The 11732-nt window shown below is 45.6% G+C and carries 10 protein-coding genes; 1 reads left to right on the forward strand and 9 read right to left on the reverse strand.

Going from position 1 to position 11732, the window contains the following annotated elements; translation table 11 throughout:
* Position 1: 1 nt before the first annotated feature.
* The 9 genes from uraH to G5S32_RS06480 form a co-directional block, all read right to left on the reverse strand.
* Positions 2-325, reverse strand: coding sequence for a hydroxyisourate hydrolase (gene uraH / locus G5S32_RS06440; protein WP_165311233.1), 324 nt, complete (start codon positions 323-325; stop codon positions 2-4).
* A complete protein-coding gene (gene uraD / locus G5S32_RS06445) occupies positions 322-813 on the reverse strand; it encodes a 2-oxo-4-hydroxy-4-carboxy-5-ureidoimidazoline decarboxylase (RefSeq protein ID WP_165311234.1) in 492 nt (163 codons plus the stop codon). The genes uraH and uraD overlap by 4 nt, the downstream gene beginning before the upstream one ends.
* A complete protein-coding gene (gene xdhC / locus G5S32_RS06450) occupies positions 810-1757 on the reverse strand; it encodes a xanthine dehydrogenase accessory protein XdhC (RefSeq protein ID WP_165311235.1) in 948 nt (315 codons plus the stop codon). Before xdhC ends, uraD begins: the two co-directional genes overlap by 4 nt.
* The gene (gene xdhB, locus G5S32_RS06455) at positions 1741-4140 is read right to left on the reverse strand and encodes a xanthine dehydrogenase molybdopterin binding subunit (protein ID WP_165311236.1); all 2400 of its coding nucleotides are present in this window, start codon (positions 4138-4140) and stop codon (positions 1741-1743) included. Before xdhB ends, xdhC begins: the two co-directional genes overlap by 17 nt.
* Positions 4133-5542, reverse strand: a complete 1410-nt coding sequence (xdhA, locus tag G5S32_RS06460) for a xanthine dehydrogenase small subunit (RefSeq protein WP_165311237.1) — start codon at positions 5540-5542, stop codon at positions 4133-4135. Before xdhA ends, xdhB begins: the two co-directional genes overlap by 8 nt.
* 160 nt (positions 5543-5702) lie before the next feature.
* Positions 5703-6779 carry a BMP family ABC transporter substrate-binding protein gene (locus G5S32_RS06465; protein WP_165311238.1) on the reverse strand — a complete coding sequence of 359 codons (1077 nt, stop codon included), beginning with the start codon at positions 6777-6779 and terminating at the stop codon, positions 5703-5705.
* A gap of 484 nt (positions 6780-7263) precedes the next feature.
* Positions 7264-8193, reverse strand: coding sequence for an ABC transporter permease (locus G5S32_RS06470; protein ID WP_165311239.1), 930 nt, complete (start codon positions 8191-8193; stop codon positions 7264-7266).
* The gene (locus G5S32_RS06475) at positions 8193-9299 is read right to left on the reverse strand and encodes an ABC transporter permease (RefSeq protein WP_165311240.1); all 1107 of its coding nucleotides are present in this window, start codon (positions 9297-9299) and stop codon (positions 8193-8195) included. Before G5S32_RS06475 ends, G5S32_RS06470 begins: the two co-directional genes overlap by 1 nt.
* Entirely contained in the window at positions 9292-10821 is a 1530-nt protein-coding gene (locus G5S32_RS06480; protein ID WP_165311241.1) for an ABC transporter ATP-binding protein, read from the reverse strand. Before G5S32_RS06480 ends, G5S32_RS06475 begins: the two co-directional genes overlap by 8 nt.
* Before the next feature lie 261 nt (positions 10822-11082).
* On the opposite strand from G5S32_RS06480, the gene G5S32_RS06485 reads away from it, so the two are divergent.
* On the forward strand, positions 11083-11727 hold the full coding sequence (locus G5S32_RS06485; protein WP_165311242.1) for a TetR family transcriptional regulator C-terminal domain-containing protein: 645 nt from the start codon (positions 11083-11085) through the stop codon (positions 11725-11727).
* The last annotated feature ends 5 nt before the right edge of the window (positions 11728-11732 follow it).

Here is an 11732-nt window from a genome sequence, read left to right on the forward strand (position 1 = left end):
ACTAACTACCTCGATAGCTGGAATATGAGTACGGAGATAGGAGTAGAGGAATGTGGTAGTTGCGCTCATCTGCAACGGTGAAATGTACGTCTATCATCGGAAAGAATGACGAACCAAATTGTTCTTCGCAGTATGGTTGTACAAGAAAGCGCAATGTGAAATTGTGCTTATCCAGTGTGATCCCTTCAAAAACCGCACGACCGTCTGCGTTGGTTGTCTCTTCCGCAAGGCATTCAAAACTGCCTAAACGAAACAGTTTAACAACGATGTTGGCTGCGGGATGCCCATTAGAGGTGTCCAGCACATGGCAACTGAGTTTATTCATAAATAAGCTTCCATTCTTATCTGACTGATTTTTTGTTGTTCTATTGCGGCTTGTTGCAACTCTTGTTCACGAGTGCGGTTAATGCGCGCTTTTAACATGGTAAGCATTTCATCTGCGCTTTTGTTGGTAGCGCACACGATGAAAATGAAACCGAATTTCTCTACATATTCTTTGTTGAGTGAAAGCAGTTGCTGCAAAGTGTCATCGGATGCGCCTTTTACGCCACCTTGCTCTTTTTCACTTAACGATTTTCCCTGTGCGTATTTCTTTTGCAGAGTAGAGATATCACCAATCATTGGATGACCAGCAAACGCTTCTAACCAATCTTGTTCTTCAAGCTCTGTAAACGCTGCGATGGCTGCACTTTTAAGCGCATCTGCATCAGCAAAAGGCATTTTTTCTTTAACCAGCGCCACCCATTTTTGGCTGGTGCAGATTTTGTTCAACGCTTGATCGTCTAATTCCAAGCTCGTTTTTACTGCTGTCATTGTTTCTCTTCCTTTAGAACCTTACGAGCTTCATTTGCTTGTTTCCATTGCACTTCTTCAACGTCAGATTGACTTTGCTGGCTGTGGTTTCCTTGTTTGCTGAACAGGCTAATCAACTGCGCTGCAACTGATACTGCGACTTGCATAGGCAACTTACCTTTGACCTCTGGATGACCAATCGGGCAGGTGAGATTGTCAATCAAGCCAACATCTGAAAGTTGTTCTTTTAAGCGAAACTCAAAACGTTGCTTCTTACCTTGTGACCCTATTAGTCCAACAAAAGCAAAGCGGTTTTCCTCCAGTGCCAACCGAGTAATCTCGAAGTCCAGCCCATGATCTTGCGTCATCACAATTACATATGCGTTGCTGGGTACGTGACCTAGCGCTTCAATAGGATTTTCTAGCAGTTCAACGTTGATGCCTTTGTTCTGTAGAGGTTCGAGCCATTCGTGGCGGTTGTCTATCACAGTGAGTTGACAAGGCAGCTCACTCAGCACAGTGGTTAACGCTTGGCATACGTGCCCTGCACCGAAGATAACAACGTGAGGTGTTTGAGTATGGAAATACTCAAACATCACTTGCACTGCGCCGCCGCAACATTGACCGAGATCTGCTGAAAGAGAGAAACGTTCTATCGCCACTTGGTTTTGATGAGAAGCTAATCCTTCACGTGCCTGAGCTATCACTTGAAATTCAAGGTTGCCACCGCCCAGCGTGTCGAACTGACACGCCTGAGTAATGACCATTTTAGATCCACTCGCTCTTGGCACAGAACCTACGTAGGCAACGATGGTAGCGATGCAATACGCTTCACCCTGTTCCTCAAGCATTTGACACGCTTTGAGCCAGTGTAAAGATGGATTGTTCAGTAAACCGTTGTTCAGTAAACCCCTGTTCAGGAAACCTTCGCTGAGAAGGCTTGTTGACTTATGGTGTGACGGCATCTTCAGTCTCCTTAACGGCACTGTGCTCCAGCCAATGCAGCTGCTTTTCACATGCCGTTAGAATCGCTTCACCTGTCGCAGGTGCATGCAGATCTGGCGCATGTTTGTGATCACTGATTGAAGCCACAGCATCGAAAGCTGCACACCAAACACTGATGCCGTGCATGAACGGCGGTTCACCCACCGCTTTCGAGCGATAGATGCTGTGCTCTGGGTTGGCTTTTTCATACAAATCAATGTGCATCTGTTTTGGATAATCACCAATCGTCGGGATCTTGTAGTTCATTGGACTGTTGCTTAGTAGGCGACCGTCTTCATGCCACACAAGCTCTTCGGTTGTCAGCCATCCCAAACCTTGCACAAACGCGCCTTCAATCTGACCTCTGTCGATGGCTGGGTTTAAGCTGTTGCCCACATCGTGCAGAATATCCACGCGATCAACACGCATCTCGCCGGTTAGTGTGTCGATAGTGACTTCTGAGCACGAAGCGCCCAAAGAGAAGTAGAAGAATGGATGACCTGTCGCTGTCTTCCTGTCGTAGCCGATTTTTGGTGTTTGGTAAAAACCGGTAGCTGAGAGAGAGACTCGTCCCATGTACGCTTTTTGTACCAACTGAGCCCAAGTGACGGTTTCACTCATACCCACAAGCTCGCCGTTAACGATATCGACGTCTTCAACCTTATAATGGCTGCGTGCGAACTCTAACAGACGCTGTTTAATCTCTAACGCTGCTTTGTGCGCTGCCATACCATTCAAATCAGCGCCGGAAGAGGCGGCTGTCGGAGAGGTGTTTGGAACTTTGTCGGTACGGGTAGAGGTGACGAGCACTTTGTCTAAGCTCACTCCAAAAGTTTGCGCCACGATTTGCGCAATCTTGGTATGCAGACCTTGACCCATCTCAGTACCACCGTGCGAGACTTGCATTGTACCGTCTGTGTAGACGTGGATAAGCGCACCCGCTTGGTTAAGATGTGTTGCGGTAAATGAAATGCCGAATTTAATCGGTGTCAGAGACAAGCCTTTCTTCAATACAGAATGGGTTTTGTTCCATTGGTTTACTTGTTCACGACGAGCACGATAATCACTGCTTTGCTCAAGCTGCTTCATGATTTCAAGCATGGCGTCGTATTGATCTACCTGCATTCCATAAGGCGTTACATTTTTACCCGCTCGGTAGAGGTTTTTAAGACGAATATCCAGTGGATCTTGTTTCGCTGCAAGTGCCAGCTCTTCCATCGCTTTTTCAATCACGATCATCCCTTGAGGACCACCGAAACCGCGATAAGCAGTATGAGAAACCATGTCTGTTTTTAAGCGGTTGCCTTCAATACAGGCATTTCCCAGAAAATAAGCGTTATCGGCATGGAACATCGCGCGATCGACAATCGCATCAGAGAGATCGGGAGAGTGACCACAAAGTCCATTGACTTGGATATCCGCCGCGATGATTTCACCTTGTTTGTTCGCCGCGATTTGATAGCGGTTATAGAAAGGGTGACGTTTGCCTGTCGCAGTCATATCAATGCCACGAGGAAGGCGCATTTTTACGGCGCGCTTGGTGTGATATGCCCCTAATGATGCTAAACATGCCCATTGTGCTGCTTGGCTTTCTTTACCGCCAAAGCCACCACCCATACGACGCATATCCACCGTTACGTGGTTAAAATCAAGGTGCAGAACTTCCGCGATCAGCTTTTGAATTTCAGTTGGGTTTTGTGTGGATGAACGTACAAAAATACCGCCATCTTCAGTAATTTCGGCAAGACTTACTTGGCTTTCAAGATAGAAATGTTCCTGACCACCGACGTGCATATCGCTGTCTATGGCGATATCCGCATTATCAAACACGCTCTGTTCAATGTGTTTGCCCATTTGGTGCGAAGGAAGCAGCTCACAGGCGTTTTCGTGGCTTAGCACAACTTCTTCTTGTTGGTATTCAACAGAAGCTAAACGCGCGGCTTTCCATGCTTGGTCGTGAGTGGTTGCCAATACTAGCGCGATAGGCTGACCGAAATAGCGAATTTCATTGTCCAAAGCCAGCAGTGGGTCGCCTTTGAAAATAGTACCAATGTCTTTCTCACCGGGAATCGCATCCGCAGTAAAAACCTTAACCACACCTTGGGCATTCTCAACAGAAGAAAGATCCAAGTTAATAATTTTGCCTTTGGCAATGGATGAGATGATAACCGCAGCATGAAGGCAGTTTCTAGGAGTTACATAATCATCAACAAACAGGGCTTCTCCGCTCACTTGTTTATCGGCACTTTCATGTTTGTGCGGTTTGCCTACAGTCGGTTTGTGTACAGTCCCAGTTGCCGATTGTTGAGCAGGTGTTTGTGTATCAACAGCAGTTTGTTTATCAACGGAAGTTAATTTACGCATGTTGCACCAACCTTGTTTCAACTTGCTGTGATTCTAAGTAAAAGCGTTGCAGCAGGTTTTGTACCAGTTTTACGCGATACTCAGCAGAGCCACGAACATCGCTGAGCGGATGAATGACTTGCGTAACTTTTTGACGCGCTTTGTTGACGATAGGTTGGGTCAGTGGCTGACCGACAAAGACTTTTTCCAACTCGAACAGACGCACTGATTTCGCTGCAACACCGCCTGCGGAAATAATGCAGTTTTTCACACGTTTGTCTGAATCAATGGTCATGTTGATAGCCAGAGTGACCGTTGCGATGTCGTCCTCGTAACGCTTACTCACTTTGTAGATTGCGTGGTGCTGGTTAGGTGCCAAACGTGGTAGTTGAATCGCGCTGATCCACTGATTTGGTTTGATCAAGGTTTCGCGATAGCCAGTAATATAGTCTTCAGGCGCATACAGGGTTTTGTTTACACCATCATCGAGTTCAATTTTGCCCTGAAGACTCATCAATAGTGGTGCAATATCACCAATAGGGGATGCGTGACCAAGACTGCCACCCAATGTTGCTCGGTGGCGAATGGTTAAACTTCCTAAACGTTCAATAACTTCATCCGTTGTTGGAAAGTGCTTTTTCATAAATTCATGAACGATGTTCATTGGCACTGCTGCGCCAACACGCCAACCTGATGTGGTTTCCGTGATACCAAGCAGGTCATCCACGCTTGAAATATCAATCAGTTCTGGAATGGATTTCAGTTGTTGCGTGACTTCCAGCGATAAATCGGTACCGCCAGCAATCAGTTTTGCATTCGGATGTTCAGCACGTGCTTTTGCCAGAGCTTGACGAGTGGTTGGCTTGATATATTGAGCACTTTCGAGTGGCTGAACAGATTTCATCCATGCTTTTACGCTTTCGATTTCAGCGCTGAGTGGATCTTCAATTTCAGTGGTTGCAATGGTGTTGGCGGCTTCAATCAGCGGGCCATAACCGGTACAACGGCATAAGTTACCCGCTAAGAAATCTGCTGGGTGTTGTGGTTTTTCGGTCTGTTTGGATAAAGCATAAAGAGACATGACAAAACCCGGTGTGCAGAAGCCACATTGGGTGCCGTGCTTATCTACGACCATTTGTTGAACAGGGTGAAGTTGGTTGCCCTGTTTTAGGTGTTCAACGGTAATAACCTGTTTGCCATGCAGTGAGTGAATTGGCGTGATACAGGCGTTTATCTGGCGATAATTGGTGTTATCACCCTCTAAGCTGACTAAAACGACAGTACAAGCTCCGCAGTCTCCGCTTGCGCATCCCTCTTTAGAGCCTGTCATTTGTTTCTGTTCGCGTAGGTAGTTCAATAGCATGGTATCTGCTTTAGCAGACTCCACTTTGACCACTTCGCTATTAATCATTAGCTCTAACATAACTTCCTCTCTCCCTTTCTAATTGTAGCTGCAGCCTTGTCTATCTGCGCTTCCTTGCTTCAATGAGTACGGGTTTTTGTTATTAAACTTGTCCAACTGGTCAACTATTTGGGTAAAAAAAGACTCGCGTATCTTGAGCTGATACGCGAGTCGGGCTTTATTAGTTAGGAATTTTTGCGTCGATACCTTCTACGTACCACATTACTGATGCCAACTCTTGGTCAGTTAGAGAGTGACCTGCAGCGATCATTTCTTTACCTTGGTTGTCTTTCATAGGACCAGTAAATGGAACGATTTCACCAGAGATGATTTTTGCTTCAGTTGTTGAGATAGCAGTCTTGATCTCTTCAGGAAGGCTAGGGTTGATAGATACGATTTGTAGCAATTCGTCTTTTAGACCACCCCAGTAATCTTCAGATTTCCAAGTGCCATCCATAACTGCTTGCACGCTCTTGATGTAGTGTGGTGCCCAGTGGTCACGTACAGAGAACATGTGCGCTTTAGGAGCAAAGTGGCTCATATCTGATGCTTGACCGATACCCATCATGCCGCGTTTTTCAGCTGCGATAAGTGGAGCTGGGCTGTCGGTGTGTTGGATGATGATGTCTGCGCCTTGGTCCATTAGAGCGTTTGCTGCATCGGATTCTTTACCTGGATCGTACCAAGTGTTTACCCAAACGATTTTTAGTTTGATATCTGGGTTCACGCTTTTCGCGCCAAGGTAAGTTGCGTTGATGTCACGGATAACTTCTGGAATTGGGAAAGTTGCGATGTAGCCAAGAGTGTTTGTTTTAGTTGCCATACCAGCAGCAACACCAGATACGTAACGACCTTCGTAGGTACGAAGTACGTAAGTACCTAGGTTTTTATCCATTTTGTAACCAGTTGCGTGTTCAAACGTCACTTTAGGGAAACGTTTTGCAGCTTTAGCTGTTGGGTTCATAAAACCGAATGACGTAGTGAAGATCACTTCGTTACCAGATTTTGCAAGCTGAGTAATAACACGCTCTGCATCAGCACCTTCAGGTACGTTTTCTACGAATGTCGTTTCTACTTTGCCTTTAAAGTATTTTTCCATTTCTAGACGGCCTTGGTCGTGCTCATAGCTCCAACCGTGGTCGCCAACTGGACCTACGTATACAAAACCGACTTTCATCGGGTCTTCAGCAAGGGTAGAAGTTGAAAACACTGCAGACACTGATAGCGCTGCAACCGTCATCCACTGATTTATTTTCATGAAATTCTCCATTTCAAAGATATCGCTACTTTTAAATAGCTATTTGGTTATGCATTTTTTGATAAGCAAAAAATTAAGGTTAAAAGTTGTATGTAAAAAATGCTTGATACGAGTTTGTTAGCAAAAAGTTGACCAACTGGTCGTGTTTTAAATAAAAAATTTTCAATACTCTCGTAAGCATTGTGCACAAAGGGGTTAGCTACATTGTATACATTGAGTATAGACGCTGGTGTGAAAGTGACTTTAAGTGAATGTTTTACAATGGTGCTTTGTTGTATACAAAACGCACCATTTTGATGCGCGTTGGATTGAGGTAATCAGCAGCGACGGGTATTGCTCTTAGATAAGGCAGGAACTGGATTTAGGCAAGACAGGCATTGTACGTAGACAAGACATTTACTGAATGTAGATAAAAATGCTAGCTGCTATTTCGATGCAACTGAGAGAGAAACAGCCCGCGAAAGCGGGCTGAGTAGAAAGGTTGTTACTGACGTTTAGGGTCGAACGGTTTACCTAAACTCATTGGCGTTGCCAATTTCTGGCGTAGCTCGTTTGAACTCAACAGAACCATGACCACAACAGTTGCAACATACGGTGTCATCGCCAATAGGTTAGGTGAGATATCTATACCCGCACCTTGCATCATTAAATGCATGATGGAGGTAAAACCGAACAAGTATGCGCCTAACACCAGATAACCAATACGCCATGAAGCAAAGACAACCAAAGCCAGTGCAATCCAACCACGACCAGCGGTCATGTTTTCCATCCACATCGGTGTATACGATAATGACATATAAGCACCCGCAAGACCTGCGAAAGCGCCACCTAATAATGTGACCATGTAACGCACTTTGATAACTTTGATACCCAGTGCGTTTGCAGAGTGTGGGTTTTCGCCCACAGCGCGAATCACTAGACCAATACGCGTTTTATGCAGCACCCACCAAGAAGTACCAACAAGGATGAAACTCGCGTAAACCAAAATATCGTGGTTAAACAACAAAGGACCAAAGAACGGAATATCACTCAGCAGAGGAATTGCGATTGGCTTGAACCCTTGAATGGTATTACCTACTAAGCTGCCGCCTAAGAAGGCACTTAGACCAGTACCAAAGATAGTGAGCGCCAAGCCGGTTGCAACCTGATTCGAGCTCAGCGTTAGCGTTAACACGCCAAACAACCACGCCATCATCATGCCTGCAAACATGGCGACCAACACACCGACGAGCAAGCTGCCTGATACCATAGCGCCGGCAAAACCTGCCATTGCACCCATCAGCATCATGCCTTCCTGACCAAGATTTAACACCCCTGTTTTCTCGCAGATCAGTTCGCCTAAAGCGATGATCAGCAGTGGGGTACCTGTTTTAAGCGCCGCGATACACAGCGCCTGAATTAGCATTGCATCCATTATGCGGCTCCTTTCTCTTTAACTAGTGAATTAGCAGATTGTTTGCTTAACGAACGATTCGGAACGAATCGGTAGTAAATTAAGAAATCACAAGCTAATAAGAAAAAGAGCAAAGTACCTTGGAACAAACCAGTGACGGCTGTCGGCAAATTCAGCTCGATTTGAGCAAGGTCACTTCCCATATAAAGGGCACCCATAAACAGCGCAGCGATAATCACACCTATCGGGTTTAAGCGACCAAGATAAGCAACGATGATGGCAGCATAGCCGTATCCCGGAGATACTGAAGGAACAAGCTGACCAATGGGACCCATGACCTCCGAAGCGCCTGCAAATCCCGCCATTGCTCCGGCGAAAAGCATCACGCCCCATACCAATTTGTTTTCGGAAAAGCCCGCGTATTTTGCAGCAGCACGCTCTGAACCCATTACGCGAAGTTTAAAACCTGGCAGTGTTTTGAACAGCATCCAGCCTGAAGCTATTGCCACAATGACAGCAATCACAATCGACATTGTTGCGCGCCCAGATTCCATCAATGGTGACATGATTACCGCATCTACAAACACGGCTGATTCTGGGAAACCAAATCCAGAAGGATCGCGCAGCGGACCATGTACAGCCCAAAGCAAAATGTATAAACCAATGTAATTCAGCATGATAGTGGTTAGGATAATGTTGGTGTGAAAACGACGGTTTAACCACGTCGGGATTCCCGCCCATAACGCACCAGCGATAACACCTGCGCCAACGGTTAGCAGGAAAGAGCCAAAGCCAGAATCGTCAGTCGCGGTGACTGCTACCGCGCTACTGGCAACTGCACCAATCAATAATTGACCTTCAGCACCAATGTTCCACATGTTTGCTCGGTAACATAGCGCCAAACCAATCGCACATAACATCAGTGGTGCGGACTTCACCAGTAGTTCGCCTAAGTTATAGCTGTCTGAAAATGGCATAAGAACAAATACTTGGAAGGCTTTAATTGGATCAACATCCAACCAGACAAACATCAGGCTGGATACCGCCATAGTTAGCGCGACAGCAATGAATGGAGAAAGCCAAGACATCAGCTTAGAGCTTTCTAAACGAGGTTGAACCTTAAGCATTTGCTACCTCCGCATGAGAAACGAAACCACCGGCTATCCATTCCCCAATTTGATCGATAGAGGTATTGCTGGTTTTAACTGCGTCTGACACTTGCCCTTCATAAATCGCGGCTAAGCGGTCACACAAAATAAACAGTTCATCAATGTCTTCAGAGACAACAAGAATGGCAGTGCCTGAATCACGCAGTGCAATGAGTTGACGATGAATCGCGCTGGCTGCACCGATATCTACCCCCCATGTTGGATGGGCACAGATGAGAACTTTGGGCTGCTGAGCTACTTCTCGCCCCATAATGAATTTCTGCAAGTTACCGCCTGAAAGGCTCTTCGCTTGAGAATTTTCATTGCGGCATTTCACTTGGTTATGACTAATGAGCTGCTGAGCCAATTGTTTGAGCTTAGGGAAGTTAATCACACCACGAGAGCTTAGTGCACGAGAGTGAGTCAATAGGGTGTTTTCTTCCAAACTCATTTCCGGCACAGCGCCTTGACCAAGGCGGTTTGCCGGAACATAGGCAAGACCAAGTTCGCGACGTTTACCTGCGTCCCAATCGCCAATATTGATCTGCTGCCATTGAATGCTGTCTGCATTACTGCGAGTGTCTTCACCGCTAAGGACGGCTAATAGATCTTCCTGACCATTACCCGCAACGCCCGCTAAACCGAAGATTTCACCAGTTCGAAGCTGCAAGTTCACGTTCTCAAGACCACAGCCAAATGGGTGAGAAGGTGAGAGTGTGAGGTTGTTTGTTTTCAAAATGACATCGGTTGTTTCCGTTTTCGGATAGCTTTCCGATAGCTGGGTTTCATCACCCACCATCATGCGAGCAATGGAATTTGGTGTCTCTTTGGTCGGGTCACATTCCCCTGTGACTTTCCCGCCACGAAGAATGACTGCGCGATGGCATAAAGAAGTGACTTCTTTCAGCTTGTGGCTGATGAACAAAATGGCGCAACCTTCGCTCGAAAGTTGGTTCAGAACTTCAAACAAACCTTCAATTTCCTGTGGGGCAAGCACAGATGTGGGTTCATCAAGGATCAAAAGTTTTACGTCTTGAATCAGACAGCGAAGAATTTCTACGCGCTGTCTTTCACCAATACTTAGGCTATGCACATAGCGGTCTGGGTCAACGTGCAGTTTGTATTGTTCACTTTTATCGATGATGAGTTTGCGTAAGTCAGAAACTGAATCAAGAAATTCCTTATCTAAACCCAGTTGAATGTTTTCCAATACGGTCAGTGTTTCGAATACGGAAAAGTGTTGGAACACCATGCCGATACCCATTGCTCTTGCTTGGTTTGGCGAGCTGATTGTGACTTCGCGGTTATTCCACATAATAGCCCCTTCACTTGGGCTATTTACGCCATAAATCATCTTTACTAGCGTTGATTTTCCTGCGCCGTTTTCCCCTAACAGAGCTAGAATCTCTCCTTGATGGAGTTTCAAATTCACTTTGTCATTCGCCACGACGCCGGGGAAAAACTTACTGATATTCCACAGCTCGAGAAGTGGTGTGTCCATGTTGAGCAGATTCCTTTCTAATATTTTTTACGGCTATTTTTGTTTAATTATTTATTCTTGGTCTGAATTTACAAAAGCCAAATGCAAAAACCTGACCAAGTGTTCAACATCAATAGGCGTAAGGCTTGGCATTCAACGTTAGTCATTGCTATGCACTAATGTGGTGCGTGGTGTTGAAGTTGGTGCAAAAAATAGGCACTTGACAACACAACCTTAACCATTGATTACTTTAAATATAGTCACGAAATAAAAGGAGTTCTTTTGGATACCGAACTTGCTCAGCACAAGCGGTCAATTTCAGGTGAAATACGTCGCCGAAATGAAACCTTGATCCTTCAAGCTGCTGCTGATGAATTTGTCAAACACGGTTATAAAGGAACATCGGTTCAGGCGATCGCAGATAGAGTTAATTTGCCCAAAGCCAATATTCTGTATTATTTCAAGTCGAAAACAGGGCTTTACAAAGCCTTGTTACAAGACATTTTAAATCTATGGAATGAGGGTTTCTCCGAAGATGCCGCCAATATGCCGCCAGAAACGGTACTGAGGAACTACATCGTGGGGAAAATGCGCTATAGCCGAACACATCCGCAGGAATCCAAGATATTCGCGCAAGAGATTATCCAAGGCGCACCGATCATTCGCGATGAGATTCAATTCCCAGTGGTTGATTGGGCGACAGGAAAATCGTCAGTGATTCGCACTTGGATTGATAAAGGATTGATTCGTCCGGTTGAACCGCTCTATCTGCTGTTTTTGATTTGGAGCTCAACACAGTTTTATTCAGATTTTGATACCGAGATTCAATTGATAAAAGGCTCTCCCATGTCAGAAAGAGAATTTGAAGACGCACAGGATTTTTTGGTAAACATCATCATTCGTGGTTTAGCGGTAACAACATCCTAAGGTTT

The sequence above is a fragment of the Vibrio ziniensis genome (assembly GCF_011064285.1).
GTDB classification, from domain to species: domain Bacteria; phylum Pseudomonadota; class Gammaproteobacteria; order Enterobacterales; family Vibrionaceae; genus Vibrio; species Vibrio ziniensis.